The organism is Acetobacter farinalis (genome assembly GCF_011516935.1).
Classification (GTDB): Bacteria; Pseudomonadota; Alphaproteobacteria; order Acetobacterales; family Acetobacteraceae; genus Acetobacter; species Acetobacter farinalis.
On record NZ_WOTF01000012.1, the window covers coordinates 39,694 to 58,216 of the forward strand.

At 60.1% G+C, this 18,523-nt stretch carries 12 protein-coding genes, 1 pseudogene and 1 riboswitch; of the genes and pseudogenes, 11 read left to right on the forward strand and 2 right to left on the reverse strand.

The genetic code is table 11. The features are described from left to right. Window positions 1-14 precede the first annotated feature (14 nt). The 9 genes and pseudogenes from GOB82_RS09685 to GOB82_RS09725 all read left to right on the forward strand — a co-directional run bounded on the left by GOB82_RS09685 (window position 15) and on the right by GOB82_RS09725 (window position 13,829). Window positions 15-1,652 (forward strand): GMC family oxidoreductase, encoded by a 1,638-nt coding sequence (locus GOB82_RS09685; protein WP_166122533.1) that lies wholly within the window; start codon window positions 15-17, stop codon window positions 1,650-1,652. Beyond that, on the forward strand, window positions 1,645-2,997 hold the full coding sequence (locus GOB82_RS09690; RefSeq protein ID WP_166122535.1) for a cytochrome c: 1,353 nt from the start codon (window positions 1,645-1,647) through the stop codon (window positions 2,995-2,997). The genes GOB82_RS09685 and GOB82_RS09690 overlap by 8 nt, the downstream gene beginning before the upstream one ends. Window positions 2,998-3,281: 284 nt before the next feature. Then, a riboswitch (cobalamin riboswitch) is annotated at window positions 3,282-3,549 on the forward strand. A 156-nt stretch (window positions 3,550-3,705) separates the two neighbouring features. Further along, window positions 3,706-4,266 (forward strand): annotated as a pseudogene (locus GOB82_RS09695) (DUF1636 family protein); the annotation flags it as partial. 103 nt (window positions 4,267-4,369) lie between these two features. After that, window positions 4,370-5,446: a cobalamin biosynthesis protein CobW gene (cobW, locus tag GOB82_RS09700; protein WP_242007320.1), complete on the forward strand. Its 1,077-nt coding sequence runs from the start codon at window positions 4,370-4,372 to the stop codon at window positions 5,444-5,446. An 18-nt stretch (window positions 5,447-5,464) separates the two neighbouring features. Continuing rightward, window positions 5,465-9,421, forward strand: a complete 3,957-nt coding sequence (gene cobN / locus GOB82_RS09705) for a cobaltochelatase subunit CobN (protein ID WP_166122537.1) — start codon at window positions 5,465-5,467, stop codon at window positions 9,419-9,421. Next, on the forward strand, window positions 9,418-10,902 hold the full coding sequence (locus GOB82_RS09710; protein ID WP_166122539.1) for a cobyrinate a,c-diamide synthase: 1,485 nt from the start codon (window positions 9,418-9,420) through the stop codon (window positions 10,900-10,902). The genes cobN and GOB82_RS09710 overlap by 4 nt, the downstream gene beginning before the upstream one ends. 40 nt (window positions 10,903-10,942) lie before the next feature. After that, complete coding sequence (locus GOB82_RS09715; RefSeq protein ID WP_166122541.1) at window positions 10,943-11,587, forward strand: histidine phosphatase family protein; 645 nt, start codon at window positions 10,943-10,945, stop codon at window positions 11,585-11,587. Beyond that, on the forward strand, window positions 11,584-12,258 hold the full coding sequence (cobO, locus tag GOB82_RS09720) for a cob(I)yrinic acid a,c-diamide adenosyltransferase (RefSeq protein WP_166122543.1): 675 nt from the start codon (window positions 11,584-11,586) through the stop codon (window positions 12,256-12,258). The genes GOB82_RS09715 and cobO overlap by 4 nt, the downstream gene beginning before the upstream one ends. Window positions 12,259-12,272: 14 nt before the next feature. Further along, window positions 12,273-13,829, forward strand: a complete 1,557-nt coding sequence (locus GOB82_RS09725) for a cobyric acid synthase (RefSeq protein WP_166122569.1) — start codon at window positions 12,273-12,275, stop codon at window positions 13,827-13,829. Between the two features lie 111 nt (window positions 13,830-13,940). On the opposite strand, the gene GOB82_RS09730 is transcribed toward GOB82_RS09725, so the two are convergent. Together GOB82_RS09730 and GOB82_RS09735 are read right to left on the reverse strand one after the other, a co-directional pair. Then, complete coding sequence (locus GOB82_RS09730; protein ID WP_194300451.1) at window positions 13,941-14,759, reverse strand: mechanosensitive ion channel domain-containing protein; 819 nt, start codon at window positions 14,757-14,759, stop codon at window positions 13,941-13,943. Window positions 14,760-14,922: 163 nt separating this feature from the next. After that, window positions 14,923-15,747 (reverse strand): IS5-like element ISGdi2 family transposase, encoded by an 825-nt coding sequence (locus GOB82_RS09735; RefSeq protein WP_166122547.1) that lies wholly within the window; start codon window positions 15,745-15,747, stop codon window positions 14,923-14,925. Between the two features lie 721 nt (window positions 15,748-16,468). Between GOB82_RS09735 and GOB82_RS09740 the strand changes: the two genes are divergently transcribed. Continuing rightward, the gene (locus GOB82_RS09740; RefSeq protein WP_166122549.1) at window positions 16,469-17,575 is read left to right on the forward strand and encodes a ParA family protein; all 1,107 of its coding nucleotides are present in this window, start codon (window positions 16,469-16,471) and stop codon (window positions 17,573-17,575) included. 1 nt (window position 17,576) lies between these two features. Next, entirely contained in the window at window positions 17,577-18,272 is a 696-nt protein-coding gene (locus GOB82_RS09745) for a (p)ppGpp synthetase (protein ID WP_166122551.1), read from the forward strand. The last annotated feature ends 251 nt before the right edge of the window (window positions 18,273-18,523 follow it).

Below are 18,523 nucleotides of genomic sequence, written 5' to 3' on the forward strand. Positions count from 1 at the left end.
GGAATATCAGCCGTATGTCTTCCGAACAGACCCTTTCCGCAGATGTTGTCATTGTCGGGTCCGGCGTTGCCGGGGCCTCCATTGCCAATGAACTCGCGCGTGCCGGTATTTCCGTTATTGTGCTGGAAGCTGGCCCGCGTGTGGACCGGCAGCATTTTGTGGAAAATTTCCGCACTCTGGAAAACAAGCCCTCCTATCAGGGGCCGTTTCCTTCCGTGCCATGGGCCGTGCATCCGCCCAACCAGATGACCCCCAATGCCTATCTGCACACCACCGGGCCGGATGCGGAAGCATATCAGCAGGTGTATCTGCGCATGATGGGGGGCACCACATGGCACTGGGCCGGCTGTGCATGGCGGTATCTGCCTTCTGATTTCGAGCTGAAAACCCGCTACGGGCAGGGGCGGGACTGGGCTTTGAAATATGATGATCTGGAGCCGTTCTATTATCAGGCGGAAGTCATGATGGGTGTCTGCGGCCCGGACCCTGCGAAGGAAGATCTGGGCTCTCCGCGCAAGCAGCCTTACCCGATGGAGGCGCTGCCCATTTCCTATGCGGCGCAGCAGTTCCGTAAACTGATTGATGAAAAAACACCCTGGCGCGTGGTGCATGAACCACAGGCGCGCAACACCCGCCCGTATGATGCCCGCCCGACGTGTGAGGGCCATAATAACTGCATGCCCATCTGCCCCATCGGGGCAATGTATAACGGCAGTTATTCCGTATACCATGCCGAGGCCGCCGGGGCGAAGTTCATCCCGAACGCCGTGGTGTATAAAATCGAGCGGGACAGCGCGAACAAGCGCGTGACCGGCGTGCAGTATTATGACCCGGATAAACAGTCCCACCGTGTAACCGGCAAATATTTCGTGATTGCCGCGCACTGTATCGAAACGGCAAAACTGCTTCTGGTTTCAGCGGATGAGCAGAGCCCGGAGGGTGTGGCCAACAGTTCCGGTCATGTAGGTCGGAACATGATGGACCACACCGGCGTGCAGGTGACGTTTATCAGCGGCGATAAAGCCCTGTGGCCGGGCCGTGGCCCCCTGCTGACCAACGTGATTGACAGTTTCCGTGATGGAGACTGGCGGAATGAGCGTGGCGCGTATCTGGTCCATATGGTGGATGACAATCAGGTGGATCTTGCCACCCAGCTTGCCATTTCCAAAGGATATGTCGGGCGGGAACTGGAAGAGCAGATCCGCTATCTGGCCTCTCACACCGTGCGGCTGTTCAGCCATAACGAAGCCCTGCCGGACCCCGAAAACCGGCTGACCCTGAGCAAGACCCAAAAGGACGTTCTCGGTATTCCGCATCCGGAGGTGTATTACAAACTGCCTGAATACACCGTGAAGAGCTGTGACCATACCCGCTCCGTGTTCAGGGAGCTGATCGGCCTGATGCACGGCACGGATGAGCAGTGGACACCCGGCTACTTCCCGCAGGACCATCCCTCCGGCAGCACCATCATGGGGACGGACCCGAAAACATCCGTTGTGGACGGCCATTGCCGGACGCACGATCACGAAAATCTCTTTATTGCCAGTTCCTCAGTTTTCTCAACCGTGGGCACGGGCAACATCACCCTGACGGTCGCAGCACTGGCGCTGCGTGTTGCTGACACGTTGAAAAAAGAACTGCTCCATGCCTGATTTCAAAAATATCCTGTGGTCTGCCCTTATTGCCGGAACAGCCCTTGGCAGTCTGGCTCTTGCTCCGGCGGCACTGGCGCAGTCTTCCGCTCCGGTGCAGCCTGCACCCTCAACCCGGCCTGAAGGGGTAGAGGCCGAACTGGCGCGTGGCGCATACCTCGCCACCGCGGCGGACTGTGTGGCCTGCCACACCATGCCGGGCGGGAAACCCTTTGCCGGGGGGCTGAAAATTGCCACCCCGATGGGCAATGTGGTGTCCACCAACATCACACCGGACCCGGTCCACGGTATTGGCTCCTATACGGAAGCCGAGTTTGAAAATGCCGTTCGCCACGGCGTTCGGAAGGACGGGGCCCATCTTTATCCGGTTATGCCGTATGTCTCTTATGCGGGCATGACGGATCAGGATGTCAAAGCCCTGTACGAATGGTTCATGCATTCCGTGAAACCTGTGCCGCAGGATACGGAAAAGACCAGACTGGCTTTCCCCGCCAGTATGCGCTCCGCCATGGTGGCGTGGAACTTTATGGCGCGTAAGGAACAACCGGAAACGGGTGATTCCAGCACGTATGACACTGTGCGGCGCGGGCAGTATCTGGCCAATGCGCTAGGGCACTGCGGCACCTGCCACACACCGCGTAATGCCCTGATGAGTGAAAAGCATGACCAATATCTGGCCGGTGCGTCACTTGGCTCATGGTATGCGCCCAACATCACGTCCAGCAAAACCGGCGGGATTGGGAACTGGAGCGGGGATGATCTGGTAACCTATCTCCGCACCGGGCGCATCAAGAGCCGGGCACAGGCAGCGGGGCCAATGGCCGAGGTGGTGGAGCACAGCACCAGCCACCTGACGGACGCGGACCTGCATGCGCTGGCGACCTTCATCAAACAGGTGGCTCCCATTGAGGATAAGCTGGATCATACCCCGCGTGATGCCGTCGGCAAGGCGGCGGACGTGCCGGATATCCGTACCAGAGGCCCGCAGCGGATTGATGATCTGACGGAAATGGATGGCCCGCGCCTTTATGATGCCAATTGCGCGGCCTGCCACGGGCAGGATGGTGCAGGCGTGCAGGACCATTATGTGCCTTCTCTGTTTGCCAATTCCACAGTCGGGGCGGGGCGTCCGGATAATCTGGTCATGACCATCCTGAAGGGCGTGGACCGCACTGCAAGTGGGGCACATGCCTTCATGCCGGGGTTTGATGGTCAGTCGGACGTGCAGCGGCTGAGTGATACGGAAATTGCCCGTCTGGTGAATTATGTGACTGCGACCTTCGGCACGGGGGACCATCATGTCACGCCGGAACAGGTGAACACCCTGCGTAAAGCTGCACACTAAAGCGCCTGCTGGAAAAGCCGGACTATCGGGCACGGGTAAACCGGACAGCTGAACCCGGCAGAGGCATGCCGGGTGTGGGTAAATCCGGCACAGGCAAGAACGGGCATGGGGGAAACGGGCAGACGCAAGGCCCGTTTTCCCCGGGGTGCGCCGGGAGAGGCCGGGACGCCTGAAGGCCCCGCGCGCACCAGTATCCCTGCGGATACGAAAAGGGGAGGTGCGGAGCGGAACTGGGCTGTGCAGAAAGCACGTCCCTTACGGCTTGAAAAATACCCTGATTATGCGATGCTTGCTCCCATGATGGTGTCCCGCAAGGGATGAAAAGGGAAGAACGGTGCGCAGCTTCGGCTGCAAGGCCGTCGCTGCCCCCGCAACTGTGAGTATCTGAATGCTCTGCCACATGCCTGCCCGGGTTCTCCGGGGTACAGGCACCGCCACCGGTCTCGGAGAGCGAGCCGGGAAGGCAGGCAGGGTCGCAGACCGCAAGGTGTGATCCACCTTTGCATCCTGCACGGTGCAAGCCAGGAGACCTGCCATCAGCCGCACGCCCGTTCGGGCCTGCCGGTGTTTTGAGGTGTCGTGTCCGGCGGGGTGCCCGGAAGGCGAGGGCGCGCCGGGCTGTGCGCCTCTTCCGCATGTGCGGGAGCACTGTTTTAGCACCCTGTCTCAGCGCTGCCCGCAAGGGCTGGCGCCTGATCGGGAATTTTCATGCCTGCCTCTTCAGCCTGTTCAGTTTCTCCTTCTTATCCTCCCCCTGCTCCGGCGGAAGGTCCGGTGCTGCATGTGTGCATCACCTGCCGCCGTGGTGGCCCGGATATGGAAACCCCGCCTGGCGCACAGCTTCTGGAGCGCCTGACCGCTCTTCTCGATGCAGAGACCCAGCCGGGCTCCGCGCTCCAGCCTGCGTTCCACACCGCCTCGCACACTGTGCCCCGGCATGCGTCCTCCGCCTCTGAGCAGCCTCCAGTGCTCTCTGCCGTGCCGTCCAGTCCGGCTGTGGCTCAGGGGCTGGTTCCCCTTACGCTGCATCCTGTCTCCTGTCTGGCGGCGTGTGATCGGGGGTGCACGGCGGCCATCGCCATGCCGGGGCGCTGGACATGGCTTCTGGGCCACCTCGGCCCGGAAAAAGCGGAAGATCTGTTGGCCTATGCCCGACTTTATGCAGCGTCTCCTCGCGGCACGGTCATGCCCTCCCGCCGCCCGGCCTCCCTTGCGGATATGGTGCTGGGCCGCCTGCCTGCCGCTCTTTACCCTGCTGCCGAGCCCCCTGCTGCTGCGCTGCCTGCCGCCGTTCCCGTCGCGGCTGTTGCCCCGGTTGCCCTTGCCTCTGTTGCTCCGGCCTCGGCCGCCCTTGTTCAGGAATAAGACTGCCATGACCACTCTCATGACCACTCCGCCCGCCCGCGTGCCCGTCACCATCATCACCGGTTTTCTGGGGGCAGGGAAAACCACGCTGCTGCGCCACCTCCTGCAGAAGGCGCAGGGCCACCGTATTGCCGTGGTGGTGAATGAATTCGGTTCTCTGGGGATTGATGGTGAAATCCTGCGGGGGTGCGGTGTGGAAGGGTGCCGGGAGGAGGATATTGTAGAACTCACCAATGGCTGCCTGTGCTGCACCGTGGCGGATGATTTCCTGCCCACCATGGAAGCTCTGCTGGACCGGGCGGATCCACCGGAGCATGTGGTGATTGAAACCTCCGGCCTAGCCCTGCCCAAACCTCTGCTGAAGGCTTTTGGCTGGCCCACCGTGCGCAACCGCATGACGGTAGATGGGGTGATTACCGTGCTGGATGCCCCCGCTGTGGCCTCCGGCCGTTTCGCGGATGACCCGGAAGCCGTGGCGCGCCAGCGTGAGGCGGATCCCTCGCTGGATCATGACAACCCCTTGGCCGAAGTGTTTGAAGACCAGTTGAACGCGGCGGACCTGATTATCCTGAACAAGACCGACCTTCTGGATGCCGCGCAGCTTGAAGCGGTGGAGGCGGATATCCAGCGCCTCAGCCCCCGCCCGGTGCGCAGCCTCCGCGCCACGGAAGGGCGGGTGGACCCTGCTGTCCTGCTCGGCCTTGGCGCTGCGGCGGAGGCTGATCTTGATGCCCGCCCCTCCCACCATGATGCGGAAGGAGGCGAGCACGAGCATGATGATTTTGAAAGCTTCGTCGTCCCTGTGCCGGAACAGCTCTCTGTGGAACGGTTTCTGACCCTGCTGCAGGATGTCGCGGCCCGGTATGATGTCCTGCGGATGAAAGGCTTTGCCACCGTGCAGGGCAAAGCCATGCGTCTGGCCGTGCAGGGGGTGGGCACCCGCTTCCGGCATGAGTTTGACCGCCCCCTGACACCGCAGGACTCCCGCACGGGCCATATTGTGGTGATCGGGCAGAAAGGGTTGGACAAGGCGGCCATCACATCCGCTCTCACGGCAGACTCGGCCTCGGCCTTCGTGGCCTGATCAGGCAGGGCCGCCCGCATGCACCTTCTTGTTCGGGAAAACAGGACGCTTGATGAGCAGGACGCGGCGGAAGACCTCGGCCTGCCTTCGGCTGATCTGGTGGTGCTCTCCTTTACGGAGAGTGACCTGCTTGGCCTGCTCCACGCGCAGGAGCGGCTGAAGGAAGAGGCGGGCCTTACAGCGCCTTCCCTTCAGGTCACCAGTCTGGTGCGGCTGCGCCACCCCATGTCGGTGGACCTGTATCTGGAAACCACACTGGCGCAGGCCCGGTGCGTGGTGGTGCGGCTGCTTGGCGGGCTGGATTACTGGCGCTACGGCGCGGAGGAACTGGCCGCGTGGTGCCGCGCGCATGGCGTGCCACTGGCCCTGCTGCCGGGTGAGGCCCGGCCGCAGGAAGCTGATACCGCCCCGCAGCCTGCAAGCGCGCCGCAAGCGGACGCGGCCTCTGCCGGAACGGCGGATGATGCGCGTCTGGCTGAACTTTCAACCATTCCTCCTGACATCAGGAGCCGCCTGAACGGATTTTTCCAGTATGGCGGTGTGCGAAATATGGTCGCCGCCCTGCGCCTGATGGCCAGTATTGCGGGCAAGGGGGCGGATGAGGGCGCGCAACCGGAGCCTCTGCCGCGCTGGGGGCTGTATCGTGCTGTGGCCGGGGCTGCGGTGCGCCGGACAACCGCTTCGGGCCGCAGCATCCAGACCCGCACAGGGGGCCTGCCGCCCGGCACGGCCCTGCGGGCAACACTGCTGTTCTACCGTGCCCATCTTGTGGTGGGGGATATTGCCGCACTCGAAGCTTTGGCCGAGGCGATGGCGGCGGAAGGGTGCACGGTGGAGATGCTGTTTGTCACATCTCTCAAAGACCCTGCTGCCGCCAGAGGTGTTGCGGAGCGCCTTCAGCAGTTCAGGCCGGATGTCGTGCTGAACGCCACAGTGTTTTCTTCCGGGTCTGCCCCGGAGGTTTCAGGCGCGAATGCGCCTTCGGGCAGCACACAGGGGAACGCGCCGCTTGCGGTGGCGGACGCCCCTATTCTGCAGGTGCTGCAACCGGGCGTTACACAGGCAATGTGGGCGCGCAGCCCGCGCGGCCTCTCCCGGTCGGACCTCGCCATGCAGGTGGTGTTGCCGGAACTCGATGGCAGCATCGCCACACTCCCGGTGTCCTTCCGGGCAGAAGCCCCTCCCGGTCTGCCCGCCGCTCGCGTGCCGTATGAACCCGGCATCCGGCATACCGTGGCGCGTGCGCTGGCGTGGGCGCGGTTGCGGCATCTCGTTCCGGCGCAGCGCCGCGTGGGTCTTGTCCTGTCCGATTATCCGGGTGCCGGGCTGGCTGCGGAAACCGGGCATGTCGCCCATGCCGTGGGGCTGGACGGGTTTGCCAGCCTTGCTTCCATTCTCGCGCTGCTGCGGGCGGAGGGGTACGAGACAGGCCCCACGCCCCTGCCGGGGCCGGAAAAACTGGTGGCCCTGCTGGCTCATACCGCACCGGCTCCCCTGTTCCATGTCGCCACCTACCGTGCCCTCGCCGCCGGGCTGGATGCCACGTTCATGGCCTCCGTCACACAGGCCTGGGGGGAACCGGAGCAGGACCCTGCCGTGCAGGATGGCCTGTTTCACATGCGGGTGTTGGAGCTGGGGAACCTGACACTCGCCGTCCAGCCGGACCGAGGGCAGAGTGCGGAACGCAAAGCGCTGTATCACTGCCCGGATACGCCGCCCTGCCATGCTTATGTAGCGTTCTACCTGTGGTTGCGGCTTGTGCGGCGGCTGGATGCCTTGGTGCATCTGGGCACACATGGCACGCTGGAATGGCTACCCGGCAAGGCTGCGGCACTGTCGGCCTCCTGCGCTCCAGCGGTGCTGGCAGGGTCTTTGCCGATTATCTACCCGTTTATTGTCAATAATCCGGGGGAAGCCGCCACGGCGCGGCGGCGGCTGGGCGCTGTAACCATCGGGCATATGACCCCGCCTGTCATGCAGGCGGAGCTTTCTCCAGACATGCAGGCACTGGAACGGCTGATTGATGAATATGCCGAGGCTGATGGCCTTGACCCGCGCCGGGGTGCCCTCCTGCGCAAGGAGATTCTGGAAAAAGCAGCGCGAACCGGTGTTCTTTCAGAAAGCGGGGTCCGCCCCGGTGAGGATGATGACGCCGAGGCACTTGCCCGTCTGGATGCTTATCTGTGTGATGTAAAAGATCTGCAAATTCGTGATGGCCTGCATATTTTTGGCCAGATCGCCCCCAAATCAGACTGCCTTGTGCAGACTATTTTTCAGGCCTGCACGGGTGGAACGGAGGCCGCCGGGCGTCAGGAACAGGCACAAAAGGCATCCGCGAGCAGGATGTCCTCCGCAGCGATTGAAAACAGTACACACTTTCAGGATGTTCCCTGTCAAAACAAGAGTGTTTCACAACAGGAGGTGGAACGCCGCATCCGGCAGAGCGGTTCGGCGGAAGCACAGGCGCTGCTGGCGGCGCTGTCCGGCCGGTTTGTGCCGCCCGGCCCGGCAGGCGCTCCCACGCGCGGGCGGCTGGATGTGCTGCCTACCGGGCGCAACCTGTTCACGCTGGACCCGCGTGCCCTGCCCACACCCTCCGCCATGCAACTGGCGGCAAAAATGGAAACAGTGCTGCTCACACGGCACATGCAGGAACAGGGTGAGCCCTTGACCCGCCTTGTCATGGACCTGTGGGGCTCCGCGAGCCTGCGCACTGGGGGGGAGGATATGGCGCTCGCCCTGCGCCTGATGGGGGTGGAGGTGCAGCGCGCTGCGGGCACGGGGCATGTCAGCGGGTTTGAAATTATCCCGCTGCCTTTGCTCAACCGCCCGCGTGTGGATGTCACCCTGCGGATCTCCGGCCTGTTCCGGGATGCCTTTCCGGGTCAGATCGCCCTGTTTGATCAGGTGGTGAGTGCCGTGGCAGCCCGACGTGAACCACCGGAGTGGAATCCTCTGGCGGCCAGTGTGCGCGGGCTGGAAGGGGAAGCCCGCACCCGCGCCACAGCCCGCATTTTTGGTGCGGCGGCGGGCACGTATGGCACCGGGCTTGAGGCCGCCCTGCAAACCGGCGCGTGGCAGGATCAGGCCGCACTGGCGCAGGCGTGGCTGGAAGGCTCCGCATGGACCTACGGCGGCGGGCGGGATGGCAGGCAGGATGCCGCCGCTCTGGCCAGCCTGCTGGGTCAGGCGGAGGCTGTGTTGCACGTGCAGGACCATGCTGAAGCAGACATGCTGGAAAGCCCGGAAAACGCAGCGCATGAGGGCGGCCTGGCGGCAGCGGCGGCGGCGCAGGGGGGCAGCCCGGCCCTTTGGCATGGGGACACATCCCGCCCGGACACCCCCCGCCTGCGGAGCACCGCGCAGGAAGTGGCGCGTCTTGTGCGCGGGCGGCTTGGCAACCCGCGCTGGATTGAGGGCCTGCAACGGCACGGCTACGCAGGCGCTGCGGAACTGGCACGCGGGCTGGATGCCCTGCACGGGTTTGCCGCCACCTTGCCGGAGCGGTTTGACCAGCAGTTTGACAGGGTTTTTGCCGTCACTCTGGGGGATGAGGCCTGTAACGCGTTCCTCCTGCGTGAGAACCCGGCAGCGCGGGAGGCCATGCGTGCTCGCTTTGCCGAGGCCTGGCGGCGTGGCCTGTGGCACCCACGCGGGAACAGCGTGGCGCAGGTTTTGGAAGACGCCGCCCCTCCGGTGCTGCACCCGGCGCAAAACCAGAGCGGTGATCAGAATCAGAACCAGACGTGGCAGAACCAGAGCGCGCACTCGGCCCAGAGCCGCAATGCGCCTGCGGCTCTGGCACAGTTTGCGCTACCGGGTGTGGCTTCAGGCGTGATACAGAGCGAGGCTCTGGTCCAGAACCCCTTTATTGCCGGGGGCGTTGGGGCAGGCTGGAGTGCGGCCTCCGGTTTGCAGGAGATATCGCTCCAGAACACCTCTCCGGGCCTGCAGGTCCGTGGGGGCAGGGCATGAGCGCACGGGCCATCATGGTGGCGGCACCCCGCTCCGGCGGGGGGAAAACCACAGTCACACTGGCCCTGCTGGCGGCCTTCCGGCGGCGGGGCATCCGGGTGGGGGCAGCCAAAACCGGCCCGGATTATATTGACCCCGCCTTTCACGCGGCTCTCACCGGTCGCCCCGGCCTCAATCTGGATAGCTGGTGCATGAACCCGGCCCTGCTGGCCGCCACGCTGGATGCCGCCCGGCAGGATGTGGAACTTGTGGTGATTGAATCCGCCATGGGGCTGTTTGACGGCCTCGTGGCGCCGGATGGTGCGCGTGGTGCGCCGTCCGATATCGCCGCCCGGTTTGGCATTCCCGTGCTGCTGGTGCTGGATGTATCCGGTCAGGGCCAGACGGTGGGGGCCGTGGCGCACGGGTTTGCTACATGGCAGCCGGATGTGCGGGTGGCGGGCGTGGTGCTCAACCGGGTGGCCTCCCCGCGCCATGCGAGACTGACGGAAGACGCCATCCGCGCGGCGGGCCTGCCGGTGTGCGGCACGCTGCTCCGCCAGCCCGGCACGCCTTTGCCGGAGCGGCATCTGGGCCTTGTGCAGGCGCGGGAGCATGAAGGCCTGACAGACTGGCTGGAAGATCTGGCAGACAAGGCCGAGCGCGAGCTGGACCTTGATGCCATTCTGGCCCTTGCCAGCCCTCTGCCGGAGCCTCTGCTGCCGGGGGCGCTCTCTTCCGCACTTCTTCCCCCCGAAAGAAACCAGCCAGACACATCTCTGTCGCGGCACCCCGCTCCGGCAGCTTTGCCCTCTGGAGTTCTGCCGCCTCCCGGCCAGCGCATTGCTCTGGCGGATGATGCCGCGTTTTCCTTCCTCTACGGTCACCTTGCCCTGTTCTGGCGGCAGGCCGGGGCGGAACTGGTGCCGTTCTCACCTCTGGCGGACGAGGGCCCGGACCCCTCCTGTGATGTCTGCTGGCTGCCCGGCGGTTACCCGGAGCTGCATGCGGGACGGCTGGCTGCGGCGGAGAGGTTCCGTCAGGGGCTGGTGGATTTCGCCCGGACCCGCCCGGTCCACGGTGAGTGCGGGGGCTTTATGGTTCTGGGTGAGGCGCTGGAAGATGCGGAAGGCGTCTCCCATCGCATGACCGGCCTGCTGGGGCATGTCACCTCTTTTGCGCGGCGTAAACTCACTCTGGGTTATCGGGAGGCCACCCTGCTTGCACCGGGTGTGCTGGGGCAGGCCGGAGCCACCCTGCGCGGGCACGAATTCCATTACGCCACGGTGCTGGAGGCCGGGGCAGATACCCCGCTTGCCCACCTGCGGGCGGGCGATGGCACAGCACTTGGCCCCTGTGGCGGGCGCAGGGGCGGGGTGTCAGGTTCATTTTTTCATGTGCTGGCTTGTGGTGCAGCCTCGTCGGCTCCACATCGTGCGGTGTTTGACGATCGGTTTTCTGAAAACACGCCTTCTGAAAATGTCACGTACCAGAGGGCGTGAGAGCAGTACAGAACAGGCCCCGCGGTCTGAGGAGAGAAAAATGGCGCAGTCTTTCCCGGTTTTATTGGTGCGCCATGCGCCTGTGATGGTGCCGGATGGCATGTGTTACGGGCGGCAGGACGTTGCCCTGCGTCCGGGGTGGGAAGGGATGACATCCGGGCTGGCGGTGCTGGCGCAGGGGGCGGTGTGCGAGGTTCTGTACAGCTCCCCGGCGGCCCGCTGCCAGCAGATGGCCCGTAAACTTGCCGCCACCACGGGCATGGATCTGCGGATTGATGCGCGTCTGGCCGAACTCGATTTTGGCGAATGGGAAGGCCAGCTCTGGGAGAATATTGATCGCGGCCTGCTGGATGCCTGGGCGGCGGATCCGGAAGGCTTCGTGCCGCCGGGGGGCGAAAGCGGCGGGGGGCTGGGCCGCCGTGTTCTGTCCTTCTGGCAGGATGTGCATCAGGCGGGCACACCGGCCTGCGTGCTCTCTCATGGTGGCCCGCTGCGTGTGCTCAGTGCGCTGGCGGCGGGCACCCCGCCGGAACTGCTGGCCCCGTCCATGCCGCAGGGATTTGCCCGGCTATTCATGGTGGATGCCCATGTAAAAACCGGGGCGTATAACGCCGCACCCGAAACCGCACCCGGCTCATGGTCGGGGAGCCACCGCCCTCTCACGGCAGAGAACACCCTGACATGACTTCTTCCTCACCACCTTCCTCCCCGGAGCCTGCCACCACACCAGCCGAAAGCCGCCCTGTGGCGGACCAGCAGGAGGACGCAGTGCGCCACCGTGAAAAAATGCAGAAGCGCAAGGCCGTGCAGGATCAGGAGGTCGCGGGGAAGCTGATCGAAAAAGGACTGCTCATGGTCCATACCGGGCCGGGCAAAGGCAAATCGACCGCCGCATTCGGACTGGTCCTGCGCACGCTGGGCTATGGGCGGCGCGTGGTGGTGGTGCAGTTCATCAAGGGCGCGTGGGACACGGGCGAACGCCGGGCGCTGGAGCGGTTTGAGGATCTTGTGGAGTTCCACACGCTGGGTGAAGGCTTTACGTGGGAAACACAGGACCGCGCGCGGGATATCGCGGCCTGCCAGCGGGCATGGGCTGTTGCCGCGCAGGCACTCTCCCGCCCGGATGTCGCCCTTGTGGTGCTGGATGAACTCAATATCGCCTTGCGGTATGAGTATCTGCCCCTGCCGGAAGTTCTGGCCACACTGGCCGCCCGGCCCCCCGGCCAGCATGTAGTGATCACGGGCCGCAATGCGAAACCGGAACTGGTTGAGGCGGCTGATCTGGTGACAGACATGACCCTCGTCAAACACCATTTCCGTGAGGGTGTTCGCGCCCAGCAGGGAGTGGAGTTTTGAGCGCCCGGGTGCTGATGGTGCAGGGAACGGGGTCGAGTGTCGGGAAATCAACTCTGGTGGCCGGGCTGGCGCGGGCCTTTACCCGGCGGGGCCTGCGGGTGCGGCCCTTTAAACCGCAAAACATGTCCAATAATGCCGCAGTTACGGCAGATGGCGGGGAAATAGGCCGCGCACAGGCTCTTCAGGCCCGCGCCTGCGGCGTGCCGCCTGTGGTGGATATGAATCCGGTGCTCCTCAAACCACAGGGTGAAACCGGGGCGCAACTGGTGGTGCGCGGGCGTGTGCGGGGCACGCTGGGCGCACGGGAGTATCAGAGCAGAAAGGATCAGCTTCTTTCTGAAGTCGTCGAAAGTTTTCAAAATCTGGCACAGCAGGCGGATCTTGTGCTGGTGGAAGGCGCTGGCTCGGCTTCAGAAATCAATTTGCGGGCGCGGGACATTGCCAATATGGGCTTTGCACAGGCTGTGGATACCCCTGTGGTTCTGGTGGGGGATATTGACCGTGGGGGCGTGATTGCCAGCCTTGTGGGCACGCAGGTTGTCCTGTCGCCCGAGGATGCCCAACGCATCAAAGGCTTCATCGTGAACAGAATGCGAGGGGATACCTCATTGTTTCATGATGGAATGGCCTTCATCGCGCAGCGCACCGGCTGGGCCGCCCTCGGCCTCGTGCCGCACCTGCCCACTGTGCGCACCCTCCCGGCGGAAGATACGGCGGACCTGCTTGCCACACTCACTCACGGCACCCGCCCCCCTGTGTACATTTCTGTGCATAACGGGGATACTCCCCCTCTGCGCATTGCCGTGCCGCTGCTGCCGCTGATTGCGAATTTTGATGATCTGGACCCCCTGCGTTCAGAACCCGGCGTGCAGCTTCTGCCTGTGCAACGCGGCCAGCGCCTGCCGGAGTGTGATCTTGTGCTGCTGCCCGGCTCCAAGGGTACACTGGCTGACCTAGCTACCTTCCGGGCCGAAGGCTGGGCGCAGGATCTTGCGGCTCATCTGGCACGCGGCGGGCATGTCATGGGGGTGTGCGGCGGGTATCAGATGCTGGGTGAAGCCGTGGCAGACCCGCACGGCACGGAAGGGCCTGCCGGTCAGGCTGAAGGACTGGGCCTTCTGGCGGTGCAGACCGTGCTGAGTTCTGAAAAGCATCTGGAAGACGCATCCGGGTTCCTTGCCGGAACGACAGCACCTGTCTCCGGATATGAAATGCACACAGGCCGCACCACGGGCGCGGACCGTGCGCGCCCGCTGCTCATGCTGAACGGGGTGGAGGAAGGCGCATGCTCAGCCAATGGTCAGGTTTATGGCACATATCTGCACGGCATTTTTCATGAGCGCGCCGCCCGGCTGGCCCTGTTGGCCCGCGTGGGGGGTGCCGCCTTCCGCCTCGGCGGCACATGGTACGAAGCTCCCCTGCCTGCACATCATGATAGCGTGACAGAACAGGCGCTCAACGCGCTGGCTGACCATCTGGAAACCCATATTGATCTGGATGCCCTGCTGGCGCTGGCACGTGCGCCAGCCCCCTTCCGCCCGGTTGCCACGGCAGGGCAGGGCGGGACATAAAAAAAGCGCGGTGCGTCCTCAGGGGAAGGCACCGCGCTGAAAACGCAACACGAAGGAAAACGCGTTATCCGGTTTTCCTGCCTGATGTCGCCTTGAGAGAGCCTTTCGGGATCACTCCGCGGCGCGTGTGGTAACACCCAGACGGAACCCCGCCTGTTTCAGAGCCTGAATGGCGGCCTCAGAATAGGTTCCAACCAGTGGCGTTACAGTGGCGGGCGCGCACCAGAAGCTGAGAGTGGCGGACACATTCGCAGCCTGCGGCAGGAACGTGACAGACGGTGCGGGTGTTTTCAGCACCTGCGCATCATTCTCCACCAGAGCGAGCAGAAGGGTGCGGGCCTGATCAATATTGTCATTATAGTCAATCAGGAGGGTGACGGACGCCTGAAGCCTGTCAGACTGTGAACTGTTGATAACAATATTGTTCGAAAGTGTGCCATTGGGCACATACACCAGCTTATTCTGCGCATCACGCAGCACAGTGCGGAACATCTCGATGGATTCTACAGTGCCCACGCTGCCGCCTGCATTGATGGAATCACCAACCTTGAAGGGGCGGAAGAGCAGAATCAGAACCCCACCGGCAAAGTTGGCAAGGCTTCCCTGCAGGGCCATACCCACAGCCAGACCTGCCGCCCCCAGAACCGCGACGAACGAGGTTGTGGCAATCCCGACCATGGACGCCACGCTGATCAGCAGCAGCGCCTTCATCAACAGGCCGGCAACACTCAGCAGGAAGCCCTGCAAGGTTGGCTCGATATGGCTCGCTACCATCATCCGGCCCATGGCGCGCGTCACCATGTTGATGATTTTCCAGCCAACCAGCAACACGACAAGCGCCAGCACAACCTGCCCCGTATAGCTCAATACTGCGGGCAGCCAGGTATTAAACTGGTTCCATAAAGAATTGACCTGATGTTCCATAACCATCCTTGTTATCTGTTACTCCCAGCCTGCACTCGTGCACCGGCCTCTTTAGGGCAAGTCTTACCAGAAATTTCAGTGGTGTTACAGTGAACGCTTATAGCCCCGCCTGCCACCACATCAGAGAAGGCTCCGAATACAAGAGGACTATAAGAGCCTGTTTGGAAATTCATGGATGAGCGTTTCGTCGGGTGAGATTGGCGCCCATGGCGACGAAGATCATGGCCTGTGAGACATCGATGCGGCGCTCGTAGTCGCGCACGAGGCGTCGCCATCGGGTCATCCATCCGAAGGTTCGCTCCAGGACCCAGCGCCGGGGGAGGACCTCAAAGCCTTTCGCTCCGTCCCTGCGACGAATCACCTCGACGACGAAGTCCGGGTAGGCAGCCTTGTCCATCAACTGAAGCCGGTCATAGGCACTGTCCGCGAATAGATGCTTGACCCACGGCCAGCGCTTGCGGATCGCGTCCAGGATCATCTGCGCTCCGGCGCTGTCGGAGATGTCCGCCGGCGTCAGGTTAACCATCAGCAGGCGTCCGTCCGTATCCACGGCAATATGCCGCTTGCGCCCGACAATCTTCTTTCCAGCGTCGTAACCTCTTGTTTTCGCGTGCGGCGCCTTGATGCTCTGGCTGTCGATCACTCCGGTCGAAGGGCTGGCTTCACGGCCCGATCGCTCCCGGTCAAGCATCAGTTCCACATCATGAATGGTCTGGAACAGGAACCGCCGGGCCAATTCCCTGAACCAACCATAGACCGTACGCCAATGCCCGAAATGGATCGGCAGCATCCGCCAGCCGCAGCCGGATCGAACCAGATAACGCACCGCGTTGATCACCTCGCGAAATTCGATCTCGCGCGGACGCCCCGTGCGTCCCGGTTCGGGCATCAACGGTGCGATGCGCTCCCATTCCTCCTCCGTCATGTCAGACGGATAACGCTTCGTCTTGCGGGTAATCCTGGCCATGCGGCCTCTCTGCTCAGGCGTCCACATCCAGAGCTTGAATCACACTTCAACCACTTTCCAAACAGGCTCTAAGGACCACGAAAACACACCCCGATTAGGACTGAGATTCAGGAAACTCTGAGTAAAACAGATAATATTAGACTAAATATAAATAAGAAATATCATTTATATGGGGGATTCAAAAGTAAAATTAGAGATTTATATTTAGTTGAAAAAATATACCAGGAAAAAATTTTTTCGAGTTAAATTATATTATAGATATTTTTCCTAGGTATATTATTTATAACATAACTCTATATCGGGATTTTATGGAGGTGTGGCATTACTGAAGCAGCATCAAGATAACCTGACACTGGTAATAAACCGGCTTCACCCAGGCTGCTGAAGGTACAGTTAATCTGCTTTCATCTTTATTTAAGAGATATGAGGAGTTGTTCGAATTTTCGGGAAACAGAGGTGAATATTGTGCCTTTTCGCGTCTGAGTTGGATCCTCAACTGCAGGTCATGCGAGACGCAACAAATCTCGTTGTCAAGCCCATTGGAGTCTGGTGCTGCAATTTTTCTGAGGTACAATAGGAAGCACTCTTGCTGATACGCATGCCTTAAAATAAACTGGTCCAGAACTCGTCCGAGGGCACTCAGTCTGCAGAAGAAAGTGTACGAAACGAGTATGCATCGCGGTCGTGGTAAACTGTTGGGGATGATGGAAAGATTTTTATTTTTTCTTTATCGAAATGAAAGCGCCAAATGAAGATACTTTCGATATTTAATAACAAAGGTGGTGTTGGTAAAACCACTCTTACCTATCATCTTGCTCATGCATTAGCGGAGCAAAAAAAAAAGGTTCTGATGATTGATATGGATCCTCAGTGCAACTTGACTATTTATGCGTTAAATGAAGATTTTATTGCTGACATATGGGTGCCAGAAGATAAATATATCGAAGATTTCAAGGCTGCCCGTGAAAATGATAGTCAGAAGGAATTTCAGAGCCTAACGCAATCTGTAAGATCTGTGCATTTTAGTTTGAAGCCTATCGAAGACGGGACTGAGGAGCTTAAAACTCTGCCGCCACCAGCGATACTAAACTCAAATCTTCATTTGATCCCCGGTCGTCTCACTCTCCATATGTTCGAGGGGAAAGTTGCAGAGCGTTTCAGTAGCGTCTATTCTGGAGACCCCTTGTCTATTCGCACCGCCACCAGCGTTCGATCCATGGCGGAAGAATACGCAAAGGTGTACGGGTACGATATCGTAATTATAGATACTTCTCCATCCTTAGGCGCGCTCAACAGAAATATCCTCATTCAGGCAGACGCATTTTTGGTTCCAGCCAATCCTGACCTATTCTCCCTTTATGGTATTAGGAATATTGGATCGGCGTTGAAACTTTGGAAGCGTCAGTATGATAGTATTTTTACACTTATATCTGATGCCAAGCGTCACAGTTTTTCAAAGCAGTTTGTGAAATTTATTGGTTTTACTCTTTACAATGCAAGGAAACTGCAGGGCTCAAAATCTACCAATCATCTAGGGATTGCGAAGGCTCATTTCCATTACGCATCATTAATTCCTAGAACTATTATTAATGCTATTCCCTCTGAGCAGCTCATTGATGTCAATAAATTTTCTCTAGATCACAGTATTGGTGATGGTTCGGTAATTCACGGACACAATACGCTTCCGAGTATGGCTCAAAAGTATCACCTACCGATGTGGCTTCTTCCCGCATCGCAAAATCTAGAAGCTGAAGACGCATCTACAATACGTGGAAATCGAAAAATCTACGAAGCAACTCGTGAAGCCTATGCAGCTTTCGCGAAGGACGTTATCAACCGACTGGAGGCTGTGTGACATGGATGATGTAGCATGGTCGGGATTTGTAGAGGCCTTAGACAAAGGTATGCCTGATGTAGAAATATTCATGAAGAACGTCCATGAGTATTTCCTCACTCACCCTAGCGTACGCGTTCACGGTAAAAGTGTCATTCACTCGATGAAGCGCAGAATGAAAGATTTATCACATCTGCGCGATAAGATTGATAGAAAGTCTACGCCGAAAAGAATTATTACACCTGATAATGTCTTTGAGCAGATCACCGATCTTGCTGGGGTCAGAATTTTGCTTCTTTTTCAAGATGATTTCACGATAATAGATCGCAGTATTCGCCAAAAAATTTCAAGTGGCGACTGGGAGCTTGCAGAAAAAGCGAAAGCTTTCACTTGGGATCCAGAAGCGTCAGAGTTTTTTAAGAAATTTGAGGTGGAAGTTAATCAAAGAGATACTAGCTATACGAGCGTTCATTATTTAATAAAACCTCGTAAGGACGCCCCGGTGTGTTGTGAGCTTCAGGTTCGTACTTTATTCGAAGAGATTTGGGGGGAGATAGATCATAAAATAAACTATCCTCATCCTACGGAAAGTGTTTCTTGCAGAGAACAACTCAGAGTACTTTCTAAAATTGTTGGTGCGGGTAGCCGACTGGTGGATTCTATTCAGAGAAGTTTGCTTAATGAGTCCGGTCAAGAACCCAAAGGAGGTAACTCCTAAAATCCCTATCTTCTGCCAATGCATATATTAACGGGTTTGCTTTTTGGCGTGATGTATCCGCGTTTTAAAAAGTAAGAACTCGGCATGAAGCATCGTTTGTAGCCGGAGCGGATGTTTTCTCCTATTCATGGACGATTGTTTCTAGAGCACGTCCACTGAACGATGAATCGTGTGGGGTGACATGGGGCATAGATTGTGATTCACCGTTTCCATTGATGGAGATGGTGATGGCACGAGCATTGAGTGACGAT